The organism is Photorhabdus kleinii (assembly GCF_025384885.1).
In the GTDB taxonomy this organism is placed as follows: domain Bacteria; phylum Pseudomonadota; class Gammaproteobacteria; order Enterobacterales; family Enterobacteriaceae; genus Photorhabdus; species Photorhabdus kayaii.
In genome coordinates, this window is sequence record NZ_JAJAFY010000022.1 from 50,051 (window position 1) to 73,006 (window position 22,956).

Annotated in this window: 23 protein-coding genes and 1 pseudogene; 2 read left to right on the forward strand and 22 right to left on the reverse strand. The window is 43.0% G+C overall.

The window, feature by feature from the left end; all coding sequences use genetic code 11:
- Positions 1-47: 47 nt before the first annotated feature.
- From iscX to trmJ, 9 genes are all read right to left on the reverse strand, one after another.
- Positions 48-248 (reverse strand): Fe-S cluster assembly protein IscX, encoded by a 201-nt coding sequence (iscX, locus tag LG003_RS12075; RefSeq protein ID WP_112876329.1) that lies wholly within the window; start codon positions 246-248, stop codon positions 48-50.
- Between the two features lie 18 nt (positions 249-266).
- Positions 267-602 carry an ISC system 2Fe-2S type ferredoxin gene (fdx, locus tag LG003_RS12080; RefSeq protein ID WP_011147473.1) on the reverse strand — a complete coding sequence of 112 codons (336 nt, stop codon included), beginning with the start codon at positions 600-602 and terminating at the stop codon, positions 267-269.
- A gap of 2 nt (positions 603-604) precedes the next feature.
- Positions 605-2,455 (reverse strand): Fe-S protein assembly chaperone HscA, encoded by a 1,851-nt coding sequence (gene hscA, locus LG003_RS12085; protein WP_112876330.1) that lies wholly within the window; start codon positions 2,453-2,455, stop codon positions 605-607.
- Positions 2,456-2,466: 11 nt separating this feature from the next.
- Positions 2,467-2,988, reverse strand: a complete 522-nt coding sequence (hscB, locus tag LG003_RS12090) for a co-chaperone HscB (protein WP_112876331.1) — start codon at positions 2,986-2,988, stop codon at positions 2,467-2,469.
- 37 nt (positions 2,989-3,025) lie between these two features.
- A complete protein-coding gene (gene iscA / locus LG003_RS12095; RefSeq protein WP_011147476.1) occupies positions 3,026-3,349 on the reverse strand; it encodes an iron-sulfur cluster assembly protein IscA in 324 nt (107 codons plus the stop codon).
- 102 nt (positions 3,350-3,451) lie between these two features.
- Positions 3,452-3,838, reverse strand: a complete 387-nt coding sequence (gene iscU / locus LG003_RS12100) for a Fe-S cluster assembly scaffold IscU (RefSeq protein ID WP_112876332.1) — start codon at positions 3,836-3,838, stop codon at positions 3,452-3,454.
- Positions 3,839-3,862: 24 nt separating this feature from the next.
- Positions 3,863-5,077, reverse strand: a complete 1,215-nt coding sequence (locus tag LG003_RS12105; protein ID WP_262980820.1) for an IscS subfamily cysteine desulfurase — start codon at positions 5,075-5,077, stop codon at positions 3,863-3,865.
- Positions 5,078-5,126: 49 nt separating this feature from the next.
- Entirely contained in the window at positions 5,127-5,621 is a 495-nt protein-coding gene (gene iscR / locus LG003_RS12110) for a Fe-S cluster assembly transcriptional regulator IscR (RefSeq protein ID WP_112876334.1), read from the reverse strand.
- An 86-nt stretch (positions 5,622-5,707) separates the two neighbouring features.
- Positions 5,708-6,433, reverse strand: coding sequence for a tRNA (cytosine(32)/uridine(32)-2'-O)-methyltransferase TrmJ (trmJ, locus tag LG003_RS12115; RefSeq protein WP_112876335.1), 726 nt, complete (start codon positions 6,431-6,433; stop codon positions 5,708-5,710).
- A 133-nt stretch (positions 6,434-6,566) separates the two neighbouring features.
- Between trmJ and suhB the strand changes: the two genes are divergently transcribed.
- The gene (suhB, locus tag LG003_RS12120; protein ID WP_112876336.1) at positions 6,567-7,370 is read left to right on the forward strand and encodes an inositol-1-monophosphatase; all 804 of its coding nucleotides are present in this window, start codon (positions 6,567-6,569) and stop codon (positions 7,368-7,370) included.
- A 103-nt stretch (positions 7,371-7,473) separates the two neighbouring features.
- Here suhB and treC read toward each other — a convergent pair whose 3' ends face one another.
- The 5 genes from treC to glyA all read right to left on the reverse strand — a co-directional run bounded on the left by treC (position 7,474) and on the right by glyA (position 14,400).
- Positions 7,474-9,135, reverse strand: coding sequence for an alpha,alpha-phosphotrehalase (gene treC, locus LG003_RS12125; protein ID WP_262980821.1), 1,662 nt, complete (start codon positions 9,133-9,135; stop codon positions 7,474-7,476).
- An 84-nt stretch (positions 9,136-9,219) separates the two neighbouring features.
- Positions 9,220-10,641, reverse strand: a complete 1,422-nt coding sequence (treB, locus tag LG003_RS12130) for a PTS trehalose transporter subunit IIBC (RefSeq protein WP_112876338.1) — start codon at positions 10,639-10,641, stop codon at positions 9,220-9,222.
- Positions 10,642-10,789: 148 nt separating this feature from the next.
- Positions 10,790-11,737, reverse strand: coding sequence for a trehalose operon repressor TreR (gene treR / locus LG003_RS12135; RefSeq protein ID WP_112876339.1), 948 nt, complete (start codon positions 11,735-11,737; stop codon positions 10,790-10,792).
- A 72-nt stretch (positions 11,738-11,809) separates the two neighbouring features.
- On the reverse strand, positions 11,810-12,955 hold the full coding sequence (locus LG003_RS12140; RefSeq protein ID WP_262980822.1) for a 3-phenylpropionate MFS transporter: 1,146 nt from the start codon (positions 12,953-12,955) through the stop codon (positions 11,810-11,812).
- 191 nt (positions 12,956-13,146) lie between these two features.
- Positions 13,147-14,400, reverse strand: coding sequence for a serine hydroxymethyltransferase (gene glyA / locus LG003_RS12145; RefSeq protein ID WP_262980823.1), 1,254 nt, complete (start codon positions 14,398-14,400; stop codon positions 13,147-13,149).
- Between the two features lie 365 nt (positions 14,401-14,765).
- Here glyA and hmpA point away from each other — a divergent pair.
- A pseudogene (hmpA, locus tag LG003_RS12150) lies at positions 14,766-15,959 on the forward strand (NO-inducible flavohemoprotein); the annotation flags it as partial.
- Positions 15,960-16,176: 217 nt separating this feature from the next.
- Here the strand turns inward: hmpA and LG003_RS12155 are convergent.
- Genes LG003_RS12155 through LG003_RS12190 form a run of 8 tightly spaced genes read right to left on the reverse strand, consistent with a single transcriptional unit; the run spans position 16,177 to position 22,888 of the window.
- Entirely contained in the window at positions 16,177-16,428 is a 252-nt protein-coding gene (locus LG003_RS12155; RefSeq protein ID WP_262980837.1) for a PAAR domain-containing protein, read from the reverse strand.
- Between the two features lie 59 nt (positions 16,429-16,487).
- On the reverse strand, positions 16,488-17,270 hold the full coding sequence (locus tag LG003_RS12160; protein WP_262980825.1) for an ABC transporter permease: 783 nt from the start codon (positions 17,268-17,270) through the stop codon (positions 16,488-16,490).
- A 4-nt stretch (positions 17,271-17,274) separates the two neighbouring features.
- Complete coding sequence (locus LG003_RS12165) at positions 17,275-18,081, reverse strand: ABC transporter permease (RefSeq protein WP_262980826.1); 807 nt, start codon at positions 18,079-18,081, stop codon at positions 17,275-17,277.
- Positions 18,065-19,060, reverse strand: coding sequence for an ABC transporter ATP-binding protein (locus tag LG003_RS12170; RefSeq protein ID WP_262980827.1), 996 nt, complete (start codon positions 19,058-19,060; stop codon positions 18,065-18,067). Before LG003_RS12170 ends, LG003_RS12165 begins: the two co-directional genes overlap by 17 nt.
- A 26-nt stretch (positions 19,061-19,086) precedes the next feature.
- Positions 19,087-19,923: an amidohydrolase family protein gene (locus tag LG003_RS12175; RefSeq protein ID WP_262980828.1), complete on the reverse strand. Its 837-nt coding sequence runs from the start codon at positions 19,921-19,923 to the stop codon at positions 19,087-19,089.
- Complete coding sequence (locus tag LG003_RS12180; protein ID WP_262980829.1) at positions 19,910-20,848, reverse strand: VOC family protein; 939 nt, start codon at positions 20,846-20,848, stop codon at positions 19,910-19,912. The genes LG003_RS12175 and LG003_RS12180 overlap by 14 nt, the downstream gene beginning before the upstream one ends.
- A gap of 24 nt (positions 20,849-20,872) precedes the next feature.
- On the reverse strand, positions 20,873-21,829 hold the full coding sequence (locus LG003_RS12185) for an aldo/keto reductase (protein WP_262980830.1): 957 nt from the start codon (positions 21,827-21,829) through the stop codon (positions 20,873-20,875).
- Between the two features lie 12 nt (positions 21,830-21,841).
- Positions 21,842-22,888, reverse strand: coding sequence for a TauD/TfdA family dioxygenase (locus LG003_RS12190; RefSeq protein WP_262980831.1), 1,047 nt, complete (start codon positions 22,886-22,888; stop codon positions 21,842-21,844).
- Positions 22,889-22,956 lie beyond the last annotated feature (68 nt).

Genomic DNA, 22,956 nt, shown 5'->3' on the forward strand with positions numbered 1-22,956 from the left:
GCCTAACTTAAAACGATGACAGATAAATAACAAATTAATGCTATTTGTTATTCAAACTCATCCAACCAAACGAGAAGGATCGCTTCTAAAATCTTTTCATTGGATTTCTCAGGCACATCATCAAAATCGTCCAGTTCGCAAATCCACTGATGCATATCAGTAAAGCGAACCGTTTTTGGATCCACCTCTGGAAATTTGTCATATAGCGCTTCACCGATCTCACGGCTATTGGACCATTTCAGGCTCATTTATTTTTCTCCTGCCAATCAGTGCTCACGGGCATGGTTAATGGTGTATTTTGGAATTTCTACCACCAAATCTTCGTCAGAAACTTTAGCCTGACAACTCAGACGACTTTCCGGTTCCAGCCCCCAAGCTTTATCCAGCATGTCATCTTCCAGTTCAGAGCTCTCTTCCAGTGAATCGAAACCTTCACGAACGATACAATGGCAAGTTGTGCAAGCACAGGATTTTTCACAAGCATGCTCAATTTCAATCCCATTGCGCAATGCAACATTCAGAATGGATTCCCCCTCTTTGGCTTCCAGAACTGCGCCATCAGGGCAAAGATCGTTATGAGGTAAAAATACAATTTTCGGCATAATTAAATCTCGTCCACAGAATGGCCCGCCAACGCCCGACGAATAGATGAATCCATCCGGCGTGCAGCGAATTCCTGCGTTTGCTTATCCAGTTGTTTAATTGCGTTTTCAATAATTTCAGGATCATTGCCCTGAACGCTTTTTATAAGTATTTCTACGGCAGCATCAATTGCCGCCTGTTCTTGTTCACTCAGTAGATCGGCATCTTTTTCTAACGCACCGGTGACACTTTCCAGTACCCGTGCCGCTTCAACTTTTTGTTCTGCCAGTTGGCGCGCATTGATATCTTCCTGAGCATTCGCCATAGAGTCTTTTATCATGCGAGCAATTTCTTCATCAGATAAGCCATAGGAAGGCTTTACCTGAATAGAAGCTTCGACGCCAGTGGATTTCTCCAACGCACTGACACTCAACAAGCCATCAGCATCGACCTGGAAAGTAACCCGGATATGGGCCCCACCAGCCGGTAATGGCGGAATACCACGTAGAGTAAAACGGGCCAGTGAACGGCAATCACTTACCAATTCTCTTTCCCCTTGCACTACATGAATACTCATTGCACTCTGGCCGTCTTTGAAGGTGGTGAATTCCTGCGCTTTGGCAACCGGAATGGTCGTGTTACGTGGGATAACTTTTTCAACCAAACCTCCCATCGTTTCCAGCCCAAGTGAAAGCGGAATCACATCCAACAACAACATGTCGCTATCTGGCTTGTTACCCACCAGAATATCCGCCTGAATCGAAGCTCCCACAGCCACCACTTTATCTGGATCAATGGAAGTCAGCGGTTCGCGGCCAAAAAATTCACCAACCCTATGACGAACCAGCGGTACACGGGTTGAACCACCCACCATAACCACCTGTAAAACTTCATCCGCAGAGACTTCTGCATCTTTCAATGCCCGGCGACTTGCCAGTAAAGTCCGTTTTATCAATGGTGTTATCAGGGCTTCAAATTCGCAACGGGTGATTTTACCCTGCCAACCGGCAATGTTTATCTCTGCAATATCAGCATCACTCAAGGCGATTTTTACCTGAGTAGCCATATCCAATAGCTGACGTTGCAGACTATGGTCATCTCGATTATCAATCCCTGCCTGTTCACGTATCCAGTCAGCCAGTATCAAATCGAAATCATCACCACCCAGTGCGGTGTCACCACCGGTTGCCAGCACTTCAAAGACACCACGGCTTAGCCGAAGAATAGAAATGTCAAATGTACCGCCGCCTAAATCATAAACCGCAATCACACCTTCTTGACCAGAATCCAGTCCATAAGCAATCGCAGCCGCAGTCGGTTCATTAAGTAAGCGCAAAACATGTAACCCGGCTAAACGCGCCGCATCTTTTGTTCCCTGACGCTGTGCATCATCAAAGTAGGCAGGAACCGTGATCACAACACCGTCAAGCTTACCATCCAGTGTTTCTTCTGCACGCTGCGCCAGCGATTTAAGAATTTCAGAAGAAACCTGAATAGGATCGACCAAACCTGTTGAGGTGTTGATTAACGGCAACCCGTTTTCACTCGCTTGAAATTGATAAGGAAGATTTGGATAACGTTGCTGAATGTCAGCCAGAGAGCGTCCCATCATACGTTTTACTGAGCTGATGGTATTCGCAGGATCACACGCAGCCTGTTGACGGGCCCGCCAACCAATTTCAGGACCCTTTTCATGGTAGCGAACAACCGAAGGAAGCAGGTCACGATCTTCACTATCCATCAATGTTTCCGCTTGCCCACTGCGAACAGTGGCAACTAATGAATGTGTCGTGCCTAAATCAATACCGACAGCTAAACGACGTTGATGTGGTGCAGCGGATAAACCCGGCTCGCTAATTTGTAATAAAGCCATATACGCCTTCCTTAAAAGTCGTCCAATAAACGTTCTTCTAGTTGCTCAACATGCTGTTGCAATTTATCCAAAAAACGTAATTTACGCACCGTATCGGCTGCTTGCTCCCACTGCTGTTCATCCAATTGCTGCACCATTAACTGATTACGGGTTTTAATCATCCCATTCAGGCGAGCGGCAAAATCAGCCAATGCCACTTCTGCATTGGTTTCACTGGCAATACATTCCAATTCTTCCCGCAACATAAGCTGTTCCATCAGGAAAGCATTGTCATTCATAGTGTGCTGTTCATTGGCTAAATCAAAACCATGCAGAGAGAGCATATATTCAGCGCGTTTCAGTGGATGTTTAAGCGTTTGATAACCATCATTGATAGTCACTGCCTGCTGCAATGCCAGCATTTTTTCACGCTCTGGCTGACTAGCAAAGCGATCCGGATGAAACTGACGCTGCAATTCTTGATAACAGCTTGCCAGTTGTTCACGATCAACAGCATAACGAGCCGGCAGCCCAAATAAAGTGAAATAGTCCATAATCTAAACTTACTCTGGATTTGGCCGAAAAACGGAATTAAACGTTAAAACTCTCTCCACAACCACATTCGCTGGAAACATTTGGGTTGTTGAATTTAAAGCCTTCATTAAGGCCCTCTTTAACAAAATCCAGTTCCGTACCGTCGAGATAGACCATGCTCTTGCCATCTACGATAACTTTGACACCCTTATCTTCAAACACAGTGTCATCTTCGTTAATCATATCGGCAAATTCAAGCAGATAGGCCATACCTGAGCAGCCTGATGTTCTGACGCCCAGACGCAAACCAACACCTTTTCCACGGTGACTCAGGAATGACGAAACGCGTTGTGCGGCACTTTCTGTAAGGGAAATTGACATACAACAACCTCACTTATTAAAACCAGCAAAGGCGGATACCGGATGGTATGTAACAGCCCGTATCCACCAAATTTTTTTCTATTTTCTTATTATCAAGGGCAATTATTTGCCCTGGCATTTACTTTTGTAATCCGCAATCGCTGCTTTAATCGCATCTTCTGCCAGAATAGAACAGTGGATTTTCACCGGCGGCAGTTCTAATTCATCGGCAATTTCAGTATTTTTAATCGCTTCTGCCTGCTCCAGAGATTTGCCCTTCATCCATTCAGTGACTAAAGAGCTGGAAGCAATCGCAGAACCGCAACCGTAAGTTTTGAAACGCGCATCTTCAATAATGCCTTCATTATTGACTTTAATTTGCAGTTTCATCACATCACCACACGCAGGGGCACCGACCATGCCGCTGCCAACCATTGGATCTTCACTATCGAAAGAACCGACGTTACGTGGATTTTCATAGTGATCAATTACTTTTTCGCTGTAAGCCATGTTATTACTCCTGAAACCATCTGATTAATGATGAGACCATTCGATACTATTTAGATCCACACCTTGTCTAAACATTTCCCACAGTGGAGAAAGTTCACGCAGGCGGCCAATAGATTTGTGAATCAATTCAATGGTGTAGTCGATCTCTTCTTCTGTCGTAAAGCGCCCTAAAGAGAAACGGATAGAGCTGTGAGCCAGTTCGTCATTCATCCCCAACGCACGCAATACGTAGGAAGGCTCCAAGCTGGCAGAAGTACATGCAGAACCCGAAGAAACCGCCAGATCTTTTAATGACATCATCAGTGATTCACCTTCAACATAGTTGAAGCTGACATTCAGAATATGCGGTGCGCCGTGCTCTAAATCTCCGTTAAGGAAGACCTCTTCGATATCTTTGATACCCTGCCACAGACGCAACCGCAGACCACGCAGACGCTGAGATTCACTCTCCATTTCCTGTTTGGCAATACGGTAAGCTTCACCCATACCCACAATCTGATGAACAGGCAAAGTACCAGAACGCATCCCACGTTCATGACCGCCACCATGTTGTTGTGCTTCAATGCGAATGCGGGGTTTACGGCGAACGTACAGTGCGCCAATCCCCATCGGCCCATAAATCTTATGGGCCGAGAAAGACATCAAATCAACTTTCAGTTTGGTTAAGTCAATTGGCAGTTTGCCTACGCTCTGAGTAGCATCAACATGGAAAATAATTCCGCGGCTGCGACACATTTCACCGATAGCGGTAATATCCTGTACCACGCCAATTTCATTGTTAACATGCATGATAGAAATCAGAATGGTGTCATCACGCACCGCGGCTTCCAGATCGTTTAAATCAATCAACCCGTTGCTCTGAGGTGCCAAATAAGTGACTTCAAATCCTTCACGTTCCAATTGACGGCAAGTATCCAGCACCGCTTTATGTTCGGTTTTGCTGGTGATGATGTGTTTGCCCTTTTTCTGGTAAAAATTAGCCGCCCCTTTAATGGCAAGATTGTCAGATTCCGTTGCGCCAGAAGTAAAAACAATTTCTCGCGGATCCGCACCGACTAAATCAGCAATCTGATTACGGGCAATATCAACCGCTTCTTCAGCCTGCCAGCCAAAACGGTGTGAACGAGAAGCGGGGTTACCAAATATCCCGTCCCTAGTCAGATAGTTCATCATCTTTTCAGCAACACGCGGATCAACCGGTGTCGTTGCTGAGTAGTCTAAATAAATTGGTAATTTCATTACTCACATGCTCCCTACTTCTAATACTTCAATTCATCACAAGTTCTGCTTATGGGCGCAGATTGACATTAATTGTTTCTTGTGCTCTGCCGTTAGGTGCACGGCGTTTATCGTTATCCTGGCGATCAGCAACGTCCAATACTTCTTGGTTATTGACCAATTCTTCTAAACTGATACTGCTCAGGAAACCGGTAATACGATCACTTAAATCGCGCCATAAAGCATGAGTCAGGCAACGATCACCGCCCTGACATCCTTCTCTACCCTGACAACGGGTAGCATCTACCGATTCATCAACAGCAAAAATCACTTCGGAAACAACAATTTCACTGGAATCTTTGCCCAATAAATAACCGCCACCCGGACCACGGACACTTGAAACCAGACCATTTTTGCGCAGGCGAGAAAATAACTGTTCAAGATAGGAGAGGGAAATACCCTGACGTTCAGAAATGTCGGCCAATGGTACCGGACCTTCTTGTGAGTGTAACGCCACATCAAGCATAGCAGTTACTGCATAACGCCCTTTAGATGTCAATCTCATAAATGAATTACCCCGTGGTGAAATATGAAGAAATTGTGTCATTCCTGAGTGTTTTAGTCAACTATTTAACCTAGTAATTTACTCAACTATTTCTTCGCCCATTTTTCAACGGAGGACAAGATGCCACGCAAAATATTCAGTTCCTGCGCTTCAGGCCGGGCACGGGTAAAAAGCCGCCTTAATCTATTCATTATTTGGCCTGGGTGTGCTTTTCGGATAAAACCAGAATCATTTAACACAGATTCGAGATGATGATAAAAGCGTTCCATATCATCAGATAATGGATATTCCACTTCATCGGTTTTTTGCTCATTTTTATCCTGACGCGCCAAATAGGCCATACGGATTTCATAACTGACAAGTTGAACCGCCATTGCCAGATTTAATGAACCGTACTCCGGGTTAGTTGGAATATTCAGATGATAATGGCACTTCTGCAATTCTTCATTGGTCAACCCTACCCGCTCACGGCCAAAAACTATGGCAACCGACGCATGTACAGCCTCCTGAACACTACGCTCACCACATTCACGAGGCTCGACCACCGGCCATGATAACGTTCTGGAACGGGCGCTGGTACCAATCACCAAGCCGCAACCCGCCAGCGCTTTATCCAAACTATCGACAATCGTCGCATGACCAATAACATCACTAGCACCCGCAGAAAGTGCAATCGCATGAGAGTCTGGCAGAACCAAAGGATTAACCAGATAAAGATTGGTTAATCCCATTGTTTTCATTGCCCGGGCGGTTGACCCCATATTTCCAGTGTGGGAAGTTTCAACCAGGATAATGCGGATATTTTCTAACATGACAACTTCTGAATAGTCTGGATAATTATAAGAGTCAAATATCTTAACACAGCATTAGTCATTTTTCCGAATTACTGCTATACTACGCGCCGATTAATTACCCGTTCTTTAACATCCTGGTGGAAGATATCCCATGCATCCGATGCTGACTATCGCTATACGCGCAGCGCGTAAAGCCGGCAACTTAATTGCCAAAAATTATGAAACTCCCGATGCGGTTGAAGCTAGCCAAAAAGGCAGTAACGACTTTGTTACCAACGTTGACAAAGCCGCAGAAGCGCTCATTATCGACATTATTCGCAAATCTTATCCCAAACACTCGATTATTACTGAAGAGAGTGGCGAGCTGCTAGGCGAAGATGCTGATATTCAATGGGTAATCGATCCACTGGATGGCACGACTAACTTTATCAAACGCCTCCCTCACTTCGCCGTTTCTATTGCAGTACGCATTAAAGGCCGTACTGAAGTTGCGGTTGTTTATGACCCAATGCGCAATGAGCTTTTCACCTCAACCCGTGGTCAAGGGGCGCAGTTGAATGGCTACCGTCTGCGTGGTACCAATGCCCGTGATCTGGATGGCACTATTCTGGCAACAGGTTTCCCATTCAAAGCAAAACATCATTCCACTGTTTTTATTAATACTTTGGGTAAATTATTTGTTCGTTGTGCTGACTTCCGTCGTACAGGCTCCGCTGCACTGGATTTGGCTTATGTTGCGGCTGGTCGGGTGGATGGTTACTTTGAAATTGGCCTAAAACCGTGGGATTTTATGGGTGGCGAACTGTTAGTTCGTGAATCTGGCGGTATCGTAACTGATTTCGTTGGCGGTCATAATTATATTCATTCCGGCAACATTGTTGCAGGTAATCCACGCGTTGTTAAAGATATTCTGGCTGAAATGCGTAACGAATTATCAGAAGCATTGAAACGTTAATTCCAGTTAATTTCAAATAAGAATTGCAAGACGGTAATCAGGTAGACTGCAAAAATGCGGTCTACCCCGCTCCTGCAATATCATTTAGCAACAAAAACCATTGTTACCCCGCTAACCAGTAAACAGCTTCATAAGGCTGTAGCTGCATATCTTTTGCAGGTAAATGGTTTTCAGGATAGTTCCCCATCAATTTAACCCATGAACAATCGGATAAAGAAGCGTCCAGCGACCATTCCTGCACTTCAACACTGAGATTAGCAATAACCAACAACGTCTGATTTTCCCAACGACGCACATAGCACCAAAGAGAAGGATGAGATGGTAATAAGTCTTCATAGCTGCCATAAGTCAATACAGGATATTCCTTACGCAACTTGATTAAACGGGCATAACAATGAAAAACTGAATCATCATCCTGCATAGCGTTTTCAGCATTCACATCCTGGTAATCACTATTCAGCGCTATCCACGGCTCCCCTTGAGTAAACCCTGCATTAGCAGTCGTATCCCACTGCATTGGCGTTCGCCCATTATCACGAGATTTCTTCGCTAAGACTGATAAGATTTGTTGTTTATCATTGCCCTGCTCAATCTTCTCTTGATAAATATTTAAACTTTCTATATCCCGGTACTCTTCAATATGAGAGAAGTGAGGGTTAGTCATTCCCAGCTCTTCCCCTTGATAGATATAAGGGGTTCCCTGCATACCATGCAGTACCATTGCTAACATTTTAGCGGACGGCACCCGCCAAACACCTTCACCGCCAAAGCGTGAAACAATACGGGGTTGATCGTGATTACACCAGAACAGCGCATTCCATGCCCGTTCGTACATGCCTTGCTGCCACTTGGCAAAAATTTTCTTCAATTCAACAAAATCGGGTGGCGCTGCAACCCATTTTTCACCATTAGGATAATCGACTTTTAAGTGATGAAAAGCAAAAACCATCGACAACTCTTCACCATCTAATGAAGAATAGCGATGACAATGTTCCAGTGAAGTAGAGGACATTTCCCCGACGGTCATCACTCCGGTAGGCTGGAATACCTCTCTGTTCATTTCTTGCAGAAATTCATGAATACGCGGGCCATCAGTGTAGAACTGACGCCCATCCCCCTGAGTTGATTCAGGGAAATCTTGCTGCTTAGAAACCAAGTTAATGACATCCAGACGGAAACCATCAACACCAAGGCCAGCCCAGAATTCGCAAATCTTTTTCAGTTCAGCCCGTACGGGTTCATGTTCCCAGTTTAGATCAGCCTGCTCAACAGCAAACAGGTGCAAATAATACTGCTTGCTTGCTTCATGCCACGCCCAAGCATTACCACCAAATTTTGACAACCAATTATTAGGCGGGATTCCAGGTACCCCATCCCGCCAAATGTAATATTGCCGATAAGGGCTATCAATATCTTGCGCTTGTTTAAACCAAGGATGTTGAGTCGAGGTATGGTTGAAAACAATATCCACGATGACACGGATATCACGTTGATGTGCCTCATCAACCAAACGCTTAAAATCATCCATTGAGCCGTAAGCCGGATCAATCGCATAATAATCAGCGACATCATAACCGTTATCTACCTGTGGTGAGAGGTAAAAAGGCGTCACCCAAATAGCATCTACGCCCAGTTTCTTCAAATAATCAAGCCGGTAAGTAATGCCATTAAGATCGCCTGTTCCGCTACCCGTAGTATCCTGGAAACTCTTAGGATATATCTGATAGATGACGCCTTGTAACCACCACGGAATGATTTTGTCCATCAAAAACACCTTATTAATATATTTCCTGAATTGAATAACCAAATGGTTATTTTTATATCTGTTACTTGTGAAGATTTAACAGCATTATTCAACAGCTAACATACCGGTCATATTCTTCTTTCGATAAACAACGGTCGTGAGAATCAACGGAACAATGATGGCGACAAGCATAGCTAATGCGTAAATTAGCCAAAATTGCGGCTTGATCGAAAGAATACCTGGCAGCCCACCCACGCCAATACCGTTTGCCAATACACCACTCAACCCACAAATCAACCCAGCTAAACCGGAACCAATCATGGCACAGAACATAGGAAATCGATATTTAATGTTAATACCGTACATTGCCGGCTCAGTAACGCCCAAATAGGCGGAGATAGCCGCAGGTACGGATAATTCACGTTCATTATGCTTCTTACTGACTAAAATAATACCAACAACCGCCGATCCCTGAGCAATATTGGATAATGCAATAATAGGCCAGATCGGTGTTCCACCTATACTTTGAACCATCTGCATATCTATAGCTAATGTGGTCTGATGTATACCGGTAATCACCAACGGCGCGTAAAAGAATCCAAATAAAGCTGCACCAATAGGAGCAAAACTTCCGGTCATCAACGCCTTAACAACCCAAGCTACCCCATCACCAAGTAACCGACCAAATGGCCCAATAAGACTATGTGCTAAAAAGGTTGCCAATATTAACGAGACTACTGGAACAATCACCAAATAGAGATAACTAGGAACCACCCGTTTTAACTGAACTTCAATCCACCCCAAAGTAATACCCGCCAAAAGTGACGGAATAACCTGCGCCTGATAACCCACTTTTCCAATCGTGAACAGGCCGAAATTCCATATATCAGGGATTTGTTGCCCTAAATAATAAGAGTTCATTAATTGCGGCGAGACCAGTGTTATTCCCAATATAATGCCTAATATCGGTGTTCCACCCATCATCCTAACCGCCGACCAACAAATACCCACTGGCAGATAGAAGAATATTGCCTCTCCTAGCAGCCATAAAAAATCATATATCGTTTTCCAAATAGGATATATTTGAGCTAAAGTTTTGCCTTCACTAAAAGGAATATCACCAATAATGTTACGGAAACCTAGAATAAGCCCACCGCTAATTAATGCTGGTAAGAGAGGAAAAAATATTTCCGCAAACTTAGAAATGAAGCGCTCTTGCCATTTCATGTTTTTCTTCTCAACCTGCTGTTTATCTTTTTTATTCAATTCAGATTGACCAAGATAACGATTTAAAACCTGATAATAATCACCAACATTCGTGCCTATCACTACCTGGAATTGCCCTGCATTGGTAAAACAGCCTTTAACCATCGGCAAATTCTTTATCTCATCCGGCTTGGCTTTAACTGGTTCAACTAATATAAACCTCAATCGGGTAATACAATGAGTTACACTGGCTATATTTTCACAACCACCGATTAATGTAATTAGTTTTTCTATATCTTTAGAATTTATTTTGTTTTTCATAATAGCCAGTCATCATAAGTTAGTATCAATTACTAATTAGCATGCTTAGTAAACTAATTTTATCCTAATATCATTTGGTTATGCTTGTCATGGGAACGTTCCCAAAAGTGGGTTGAAGATCACATTGAGACGGAAATATTTCTTATTTTTAAGCCAACTTACTCGGAATGATTACTTGTTGTTTTGGGTATTGACGATTTATTTGAGCAATTAATTGACCAACCGCATATTTACCCGCCTCACCATAACCCAAATCAATAGAAAGCGTGTTAGGGTATAAAAAATTCAATAAAGGTGTATTACCAATGCTACCTATTTGTATATCTTCCCGATTATTTTGCTGCAAATATTTATATGCACCTAATGCCAAACTATCGGTTGCACAGATTAAAGCTGTCGTTTTCTCTCTCAATACCTTATTAACATGCTGAAACCCACTCTGATAGCTTAAATCACATTGAACAGCAAGCGGAAGCAAATCTTGCTGTTCACAACAAGTTAGATAAGATTGATGGCGAAGAAAACCTGTCGTGGTATCACAATCATCTACGCCAAGAAAACTAATATCTCTGTGCCCCCGCTGATAGAATTCATTCATCAATAAACGAACAGCACCAATATCGTCATAACATACAGAAGAAAAACCTGTATATTCACGGGCAAATACCACCATTTTGTCACGCCAAGGGAAGAGGGACTCTTCTGACAATCCGGTAAAACCGAACAAAATAATGCCATCTGCATGACGTAATGCCAACTGACGTAGATGTTCCTGTAAAAGCTGTGGATCAAAATTACTTTCCATAATAATGGGGTCGTAACCATGCTGGTAAAACAGGGGTAACATAGTACTTATCGATAAATTCTCTGAAAAAGATCCCAGACGCGACACAACTAAGGCAATGATTTTGTCACTCTTTATTCGCATCGCTCTTGCTGATTTAGATGGAATAAAATTATTTTGTTGGATAATCGTTTCAACTCTTTCACGTGCTTGTGGGCTTACACTATTCTCATTGTTTAATACTCGCGAGACGGTTGATTTACTGACATTAGCCAAGCGCGCGATATCTTTTATTGTTAATTTATTCAACATGATATCTCATAAAAATCTTATTGAGGCATTTAGTTTCTTACAAAAATATTGTAAGAAACTAAATGTATATTGTTAATAATTATGAGCTTTAACCTGTGGTCGTACGAAAATAGCAGGAAAAGCAACCAAAGCCATCATCCAGAAAATGCCACTGTGCAGATAATCATACATAAATCCAGCAATTACCGTCATGACAGCAATACCTCCCCCCATTGCCAACGCGGAATAAGCCGCCTGTAAACGCACAATTTCCCCTTCTCTTCTTGCACCGATAAAACGCATCGCTGCCAAATGGCAGACAGTGAACGTACCACAATGCAAAATTTGAACGATAATCAACACTGGTAATGAGGTGAATGTTCCCATCAATCCCCAGCGAACAACGCCACATATGCCAGAAAGCAGCAAAAGATTACGAGCATTCCAACGCCGAAATAATTTATTACTCAAAGTAAAAATAATAACTTCAGCCACTACGCCCAATGACCAGAGATAACCGACTACCGAGGCAGAATAGCCTGCATTTTTCCAGTAAATCGCACTGAAGCTGTAATATCCCGCATGAGCCGCCTGCAATAAAGCGACACATAACAGGAACCGACATACCGGTTTTTCAGACAACAACTGCTTAAATGACACAACATCCACTTTGGCGGATTTGACTTCACCAACAGGCATGATAGACGGCCTAAGTAATGTCACCAACAACGTAGAGAAGACGCTAAACAATATCGTGATGAGGATGGCACGATGTCCCCAGACAGAGATCAATTCCCCGGTTAATGCTGAGCTGATAATAAAGGCAATTGAACCCCAACCCCGTATCTTGCCGTAATCAAAAGGAAATTGTTTTTGCCATGTTCCCGCCAGCGCATCACTCAATGGCATCATCGGCGAAAAAAATAGATTGAAGCCAACCATGACGAACAGGAGCCACGCCCAATGATTTCCTAATGTAAAGCCAACGATGAAAATAAAGGTTATCAATGCTGATATACGTAGCGCAAAAATAAGTTTTGCGGGATCTTTAACTGTAGGTGCGATTAATAAACTGCCCAAGAAACGGGAAATCAAACCTGCACCCAATAGAACCCCTATCATATCGTGCTCTATACCTTCACCCTGTAGCCAAGTTGCCCAGAAAGGTAAAAATATCCCGTAAGAAAAGAAATATGTGAAGTAATCTAACGCCAGCCAGCGCGTCGATCGAATAACCATTAGTCCTCCCTGGTAAAAAATGCAAAAAACCCGCCCTTACCTAACTTGATTAGCTCAAGAAATTAAGATACTGAGAGTTATCTTGAAGTAGATATTCCCGGGGGAAAATCCACGCATCACTCCTCAATATCCCACTTAAGCAAACAATGTTAGCCGGAGCAGGTTTTGTAATGACTTATTGAAATTTTAATTTATGCGTAAACCGGATATCTTGCGCAAATAGCCAGAACTTTCTGCTTAGTTGTTTCAATAGTCTCTTCATCATTGATGTTGTCCAATACATCACACATCCAGCCAGCCAATTCACGCGCTTCTGCTTGTTTAAAGCCACGGCGGGTAATCGCAGGCGTACCAATACGCACACCAGAAGTTACAAATGGGCTCTTCGGATCATTAGGCACGCTATTTTTGTTTACCGTAATGTTGGCTCGACCCAACGCAGCATCGGCATCTTTACCAGTGATGTCTTTATCAACCAGATCCAGCAGGAACAGGTGGTTCTCTGTACCGCCAGAAACTACTTTGTAACCACGTGCCAAAAACACCTCAACCATCGCTTTCGCGTTATCAGCAACCTGATGTTGATACGCTTTGAACTCTGGTTCCATTGCTTCTTTCAATGCCACCGCTTTGCCTGCAATCACATGCATCAGGGGTCCACCCTGACAGCCAGGGAACACTGAAGAGTTCAGCTTCTTATACAGATCTTCGTCGCCGCCTTTCGCCAAGATCAAACCACCACGTGGACCCGCCAGTGTTTTGTGCGTCGTGGTAGTCACGATGTGGGCATGAGGAACTGGGTTAGGATATACTCCTGCGGCAATCAGGCCGGCAACGTGTGCCATATCAACGAACAAATAAGCACCAATGCTGTCTGCAATTTCACGCATTTTTGCCCAGTCAACCACACCGGAATAAGCCGAGAAACCGCCGATAATCATCTTTGGCTGATGTTTTTGAGCTTGTGCCGCGATATCGTCATAATCGATTTTACCGCTTTCATCGATGCCGTAAGGCACAACGTTATATAACTTACCAGAGAAGTTAACCGGAGAGCCGTGGGTCAAATGACCGCCATGTGCCAAATTCATCCCCAGAACCGTATCGCCCGGTTGCAACAAAGCCATATAAACTGCCGCATTCGCTTGAGAACCAGAATGTGGTTGAACATTGGCATAATCAGCACCAAACAGCGCCTTAGCACGATCGATAGCTAATTGTTCAACAACGTCTACATATTCACAACCACCGTAATAGCGTTTACCCGGATAACCTTCGGCATATTTGTTAGTGAGTTGAGAGCCCTGTGCCTGCATAACTCTTGGGCTGGTATAGTTTTCAGAGGCAATTAATTCGATATGTTCTTCCTGACGAACAACTTCTTGCTCCATCGCCTGCCATAGTTCGGGATCATAACTAGCAATATTCATTTCACGCTTTAACATTGGGTTCTCCTGACTCAGCTAACTTCTCTTCAAACAACACCCCAAGGGGCCGAATGGCACACAGTGTAAACCCTTTTCACCTAATGAGATAGTCTTGACAAAATATTTTACGCAAACGATTGCATATCGATTGCAAGCAAAGTATCTGCTCCAAAGTAGGGTAATGAAAATTACGCTCCATTTTTCCTCTTTGTCAGAATTTACGGCCCAAAGAAGTCCCTTCCTTAGTACAAATATCCATTATGACTATTTTTTTACCATAAAGACCACATTCTATATTTACAAGGCCCCCAAAAAAGTATAAGTTGCATTTTAATTACATGTTATAAATTTCATTACCCACTTGAAAGAAATTCAGGAGCTTCAACATGCTGGATAGCCAAACTATTGCCACTGTCAAATCAACGATTCCATTACTTTCTGCTACTGGTCCACGACTGACAGCACATTTCTATGAACGGATGTTTAAACATAATCCTGAGTTGAAAAATATTTTTAATATGAGCCATCAACTTAATGGCGATCAGCGTGAAGCCCTGTTCAACGCGATCTGCGCCTACGCCGCCAATATTGATAACTTAGAGGTACTATTACCGGCTGTAGAAAAAATCGCGCATAAACACGCTAGCCTGAATATTCAACCAAAGCATTATCAGATTGTCGGTACTCATCTGTTGGCAACATTGGATGAAATGTTCCAGCCGGGAAATGAAATTCTGGATGCCTGGGGAAAAGCTTATGGCGTGCTCGCTGATGTTTTTATCAATCGTGAAGAGCAAATCTATCATAGCGGAGAATCAACAGATGGTGGCTGGCGTGGCTTACGTCCATTCCGTATCAGCCGGAAAGAGGTAAAAAGTGAGGTAATTTGCAGCTTTGAATTTATACCACAGGATGGCGGGAAAGTGATGGATTACAAACCTGGCCAGTATCTGAGCATTTATCTGGAAGATGATAATTTTGCTAACCGAGAAATTCGCCAGTATTCACTGACGGCAGCCCCAAACGGTTCCAGCTACCGGATTGCGATTAAACGTGAGCCACAAGGAATCGTTTCCAACCATATGCACGATAAAATGCAAGAAGGCGATACCGTCTGGCTGGCCGCTCCACGCGGTGATTTTTTCCTTGATATTAAACCAGAAACGCCGGTTACTTTGATTTCTGCGGGCGTTGGCCTGACACCCATGATGAGTATGTTGCATCACCTCCACCAGCAAAACCATAATAGCCAAATCAACTGGTTACATGCGGCGGAACACGGCGGCCATCACGCGTTTAGCAATGAAGTCGCAACGATGGCGCAGGCAATGCCGAATTTTGACAGCACAATCTGGTACCGCGAACCAAGGAATGAAGATCAACAAGGTCTTCATTATCAACACAAAGGTTTTATGGATCTGGCAGTTCTGAATGAGGCATTGAAAACAGAAGGAATGCACTTCTATTTCTGTGGTCCAGTTCCCTTTATGCAATATGTAGCGAAACAGTTATTGGATATGGGAATAGATGAACAATTTATTCACTATGAATGTTTTGGCCCACATAAAGTGATTTAAATTTTCAGCTTAATATTAAAAACGTTATACAGTGATAATAGCCAATAAAGTGAAGTGAACAGAAACTATCTTTAATTTATAGACTCTGATATTCAATATTCATCTGTATTGAATGTGCTTAATGTGACCGAAAAAACCAATTCATCACTATTTTAGAGACCTTATGGCGTTTGTTTATCATGGAACCCGTCCCAATTGGACGTCAGCTCCATTGATTTCAAAAGTCATGGGTAAATTTACTCTGACTGGCAATTAATTTTGCTCCACAGGCTGTTTGCATTCCTTCAAGCGCAATAGGTTTTCCTTTATATTTTAAAGAACCAGCACCCTGAATAATAGGAAATACACCTTGACATTGAGGACACTCGACCAAATCTTCTTGACCTGCTATAGGAACACCATTGTGAGCATATTCATCAATAACGGTAATAACCTTACCGCCATGATCTGTCGTATCACCTAACAGAATAACCGATTTTGACGGATTCGACTAATAAACTACCCTCTATTTTCTTTAAATACATATCATCAGCTACTTGCGCTACTATATCTTGATAGAGCTTTAAGCCAGAGGTATCGGGTGAAGAATAACGCCCCTAATGCGTACATAAAAGCCATAGCCAACGTGCCGAAATTAAGCATGCCCAAGGCAGCTTGCGCAGGTACGTTACTTACGAAAACAATTGGTAATATAAAACTCAGAACGAACCGCATAGCACCTGGATAAGCACTGACAGGAAACCGTCCCATATCCATAAGAGAGTAGCAAATAATCCATACGTCAGAAACTTTAGTAAACCAAAAAGCGATGAGATTCGAACACATAAACAGAGAATAGAAAATACACGCGCCCAATAATAGTGCCAGATTAAACTGCATGAAATTTGAAAATATCAAAGCATCTTGTTGATGCATAGCCACCAGAACAACTATATAACCAACGACAAAATTCGCACCATCCCACACATTAAAACGATGAAATGTGATAAAAAACTGATGGTCAATGGGACGAATAAGCATAAAATCCAGGTCCCCTCTCCTGATGAATTCTGATAGGGAGTGGATACTTGGAAATAGCCAGCTATCGATTAGTGACTCCACAATGAGAGTCACACCAAGTAAGGCAACCATTTGATTGAAACTCCACCCCCCTACTTGGGATACTTGACCGAAAAACCCCGTCAGAACAAGTAACGCCAGCAGGCAAGCGAGAGAGGAATTGATCAAGTTAACCAAGGCATTGAGTCGAAATTCAAGTTCCAAGACGAAAGAATTCCTTATCAATACCAACAATAGTAAACAGTACCGCATTTAATTAGGCTCCTGAAGCCGTATATTTTTTCAATCCCATCGACCATAGCAAAGCACGAATTAACATGAGCGCGATAACCCAGAATAACTGTATCAAGAAACCTATTAATAATTCACCATGATCTAGTTTTCCTAATATTATTTTCACTGGAGAATCCATTGCCGATGCAAAAGGCAAAACTTTTAATAATCCAGCGATACCAGGCGGATATAAATCAAGAGGAATGAGCGATCCCCCAAGTATCGTATAAAGCGCCCAAAGCAATGGGTCAAACGCCATTGTGTTATTAATCCAAAAAGCCAACAAACCTAGACAATAATAAAGATGAAAAATGATAATCCAAGCAAGCATGAGTGAGGGCAAAAAAGCCAAAAAGTTCCAGATATCCAAGCGTTGCAAGTTACCACTTAAAACGATACCAGAAATAAAAACCACTAATATAATCGGCCCCCGAACAATCATTTGTCCCACGTGATCCGCAATATAACAATAGAGGGGAGACACCGGGCGCAACAATAGCATAGAAAGCTCCCCGCGGCGGATATCACGATCCAAACGCTGCATTACCCAAATGGACGTTAATTGACGTACCAAGTAAATAGAAAGGAAATAAACCGCGAAATCGCTGGGTGTATAACCGCCAATAGCCCCTCCATCTGCCAGACTAAGCCAAACCAACATCACAGCGATAGGCATCACACCACCTATCATCCAAACCATCGACTGCGCTCGATACGCAATAGCCTGGGAGAAAGATTGGCCAATGAGCACCTTCCATAACTGTAGAGCCCGCTTAAAGGATTTGCACATTAAGCTCACCTTTTGAAGATAAATACCCTTCCAGAACACGATCTATCGGTTCATCATGGATCGAGATATCAAGCACGACTCGTTCGGACATCAATCTTGTTATTGCAGAAGATAATGCGTCACGCTCTACCATCAGTTCAATATCGTGACCATCATAGAATAGCAATCCAGGTAACGAACTCAGCTCTGGATTGATTGGACCTGAAAGACTAGCCTTTATAATCTTTTTGGGAGAACGTTTTGCAATTAAATGCGAAAGTTGCCCATCGTAGATGATCTCTCCCGAATTGATAATAATGACACGTCGTGCAAGAGCTTCTACATCCGCCATATAGTGGGAAGTTAGGAGAATTGTTGCTTTGTGCGTCTGATTATAATGCAAGATGAACTCACGGACGACGCGCTGCATATTAGCATCTAACCCAATCGTAGGTTCATCTAGAAACAAAACCTTTGGTTTATGTAGCAATGACAAAGCTAATTCGCATTTCATACGCTCACCAAGAGACAAATTACGAACCGGCCTGTTAATCACTGAACCAATAGAAAGCAATTCAACCAATTCGTCACGGCATCTGGAAAATTCATTATCTTCGAGATCATAGATAACCTTATTAAGTATGAAGGAATCATTAGGCGTAAGATCCCAAGCGAGTTGCTGTTTCTGCCCAGCCACAAATGATATTGACTTTAGATATTCGTTCTTTCGTTCATAAGGGGTATACCCCAAAACACTGACATCACCTAAAGAGGGTTGAATGATGCCAGCCAACATCTTCATGGTGGTAGTTTTCCCCGCCCCATTCGCCCCGAGAAAACCCACAATTTCTCCCTCTTCGATGGAGAAATTGATCGCCTTGACCGCTTGTACGACTGCATAATCTCTTTTAATGAATGATTTTAAACTGCCCAACAAACCGGGTGCTTTAGTGTAAATACTGTAAGACTTACTCAAATTTCTTACTTGAATAATGCTCATAGAAATCCGCTAACTAAATTCTTAGACTAATTTTTGACTACCCGTACTAATCGCCCACTTTCCTCTTGTGCTATCCTTAGTCCATAGAGTCCGAGTGCGTTGTTACAAAAAACATCTTCCCAAGTTTCTTCAGGCAGCCCCTTACGGAATACATCAATATAAGAGCCTAAATGCACCATCGGCCAACCGGAACCAAAAATTAATTTTCGAGAGGTGCCAAGATAATCAAGTATCCAAGACAGAGGCTTTGAGATAAGTCTGTCTGAACGTTCATCCGAATAAGCTCTGAGATCCCCATCAATGAGAGACGATCCCTCCAAGAAAACATTAGAGTTTTTCGAGGCAACAGCAGCAGCGCTACGAAACCATGGGTTTCCAGCATGAACCAACACAAAGTTGACATCAGGATAATCGACAGCCACCTCGTCTAAAGAAACCGGATCTGCATATTTAATTTTAGCGTGAGGCCAACCAGGATCACCACTATGAAACATAACGGGAATTTTCAGCATTGATGCAAGAGAATAGAGAGGCTGGAAGATATCATCAGATGCATACCGATGTATAAAACCAACATTAATTTTTATCGCCAATTTTTCCCCTGATGCAAGACTCTGACTGATTGAATTAAAGTCATAATCTAGACTTCGCACAACAGCACAATGGTAAATCCCTAATTGGCTTAGATCACCATGCTCCTTAGATGGTGATGCAGAATCCGAAAGGGAACCAACGAAGCGTATGCCAGCTATGGATTCTTTATAAGAAGCCAGTGAACATTCCACACCACTGAAATGATCCGGCTTGCCGTCAAATTCAGTATGAATATGAGCATCGAATACATTAACATCAAATTCTCTCATCAAGCCCTCTACTATCTGATTTGATTGGATTGCAGGCCAGTAACCGCCTGTTAATATCGGAGGCATAATCAGAAACTCCTGCCCCCTGCTCCACATGAAAGGCATATCCTAAATCGATATCGAAACGTGTACGGAAGCTACGGAGTTCATCACTTTCTACAATAAAACCTGCATTTTGTAGGGATTTTAAAGATACTCTGACGTCAGACGTAAGAAGTTTCACCGCCCCCAACCGGGCTCCTCCACTTTCATCAAGATCAAGTTCAATACCGAAATACAATTGGAACTCAGCAGGACTAAGCCAATATAGTTGCTGCCGTCCAATCAACACCGTTTGTTTATTTTGCTCACTGCAACTATCCATAGAAAAAAGAAGCCGATACCAACATTTTGCATCTTCAACTGGAGTATTAGTGCAAAAATAAAACCCACCAATCCCATAAATTCCATTGGAACCACAGGTCGCTTCAGCCCATGCCTTCTGACGAAGCAAGTATTGGATTATCTGTAGAGTACAACCTGGAGTCTCTGTGTCAGGAACATCCAAGATAGCCCAAGCTGGCTCCACCCACCCTTCCAACTGAGGAACAATATACCGAACATTCGAAGCATTCAGGAGTAAGTTTTTCAAAATCTCTGCACAAGACTGTACCTCCGCAGTAGCAGCCACAAGTGCATAAGGGTAACCAAATCGGGAAGCTCGTTGTTCTGCTTCAGTGCAACAAGTTTCGAACTCTCGTGAATCCACCACCTCTATCAATTCGAGATACGAACCTGTGAAATGAATAAAAATACTATCCTTGCCTCCTTTGTGCCGGAGAGAACTTTGGCTAATCAAGAATCCCGCTTTCTCTAACCGAGCAATAGCCCGTTTCCTATTCCCGGCTGGGAGGATACCATAACAATGATCTATTAACGCAATCATAGTATACAACTCCGTTGACAGCTCCTAGCACCTGTTCAATTCAGCCATATCTTCAATAGGCAAGAAAACATCAATCGCTCCAAAGACTTCCTTCAATTGTTCAACACCGTTAACACCCACCACAGGCGATATAACAGCGGGCCTTTGTAGTAGCCATGCCAGAGCCACTTGAGTGCAACTCACTGCATTCCTATCGGCTATACTCCTAACCAATTGAAGAACTTTCCAGCCCCTGTTGTTATTATAGAGTTTGATCACATCATCAGCCCTCAGGGACTGGGTGTTCGGTACGCCTCGATGATATTTTCCAGTAAGAAAACCTTTAGCGAGAGGAACATACGGTAACATTCCAATCTTCTCTTCTTGACATAAATCCATCATTTCACACTCGTACTCAGTTCTATCCAACAGGTTATATTTTCCCTGCACCGTTACATACGAAACGTAGTTATGCTTAGCACATAACCCTAGTGACTTCATAAGCCTCCAAGCTGGAAAATTTGAACACCCTATATAACGTACAAGACCTCGCGCTACCAGGTTATCTAAAGCCCTGTGAGTCTCATCCATAGGTACGTTGGGATAGTCATCATGAGCTTGGTAAAGATCAATGTAATCCGTTCCAAGGCGCTTTAAAGACTGTTCAACCGCTTTGACAATATGTTTCCTCGAAAGTCCCTCATTGTTAGGTCCCTCCCCCATAGGCGCTGAAAATTTAGTCGCAATAATGAGGTCATCACGTTTAGCATATAACTTCAACCAGCGACCGATAATTATTTCTGATACCTGCCCTCCTTCACTACCATTTGGCAAATAAATAGGATAGCAATCAGCAGAATCAAGGAAATTACCTCCTTGCTCGGTGAATGCGTTAAGTATTTCGTGCGCACCTCTCTCATCTACCCATCTACCAAACTGTTGGGTACCGAGACAAATAGGTGATACGTAGGCTCCACTATATCCAAGAGTTCTATATTTCATGAGTATATTTTGTCAGTCTAAGTCTAAGTCGAAATCATAATCGAAGACAGGTCGCTTACCAGCCTGAGGGGCTACCCCTCCCCGCCCACCACCACCTTCAGGATGAACGGCAAGTTCAGGACGTATAGAGCGAAAATTTTCACATTCAAGCCAGACTCTATACATTAGCCGTTTCTTCTTAGGATCATCATTATCTTCGAATGCTGTGCGTGAGTGCAGACATAAATAATTATTGAAGAAAACCATGTCACCTTCTTCAAGAAGTGTAGTCCAGCAAAAAACGGGAGATGTTGCCAATTCATCAAGATAATCAACAGCCTCTCGTAGCTTAGCGGGGACTTTTTCACCACGAGCAAACGCGGCGGCAAACATGTTAAATCTCAGGTATCGTATGCTAATATCACCGTTACATTCAGAAAATACTGGTACGTTATATTCGGTTATTTCATTCTCTCCTGGAGGATGTTCGTTTAACCGATGGTAAGGATAACCGGTATATAATGCTGGCAACAGATCTGGCCGATTTTTTTGGATAGCTTCATGAAGAGCCAACGCACTCGCAAATTTGCTATGGCCTCCTTGCTTCGCTTTCCTGACACATAACATACAAACCATATCTGGCTGATCCGTATGCATGACCAACTCTTCACGATTTCTATATCCCCTAGCATCAGGATCCATATGCGTCATATCTTCGACCCGGCCAATGATATCTCCCATTACACTCTGAGAAACAGGCTTACCCATTCGGCTACAGAGCTGTAAGAAACAATCTCCCAACTCATTCTCATCTAAGCCTGCAACAGAGATTCCCTTCAAGATAACAAGCCCATCTCCACTTTTAACACGCTCATACACACTCTCCATTAACGCATCAACTTCATTATCCACATTCTCTTGAGTGGTCAGCCCTTTAAGCGATCTAACTGACATACCCGAGAGCTCTGCCAGCAATTTGTCAGTATGGGCTGGATCTAGTAGAATCACACATCGAGCATGTATGCTATCGCCCACTTTCCAACCCATAGGTTTTACGCTAACTCTGTCTTCACCCAGCATAGTTTCCTCTTTCAAGATCCAATATTACAATCATAGCCTTTACCAATTTTATGAAAACCTTGAGAAAA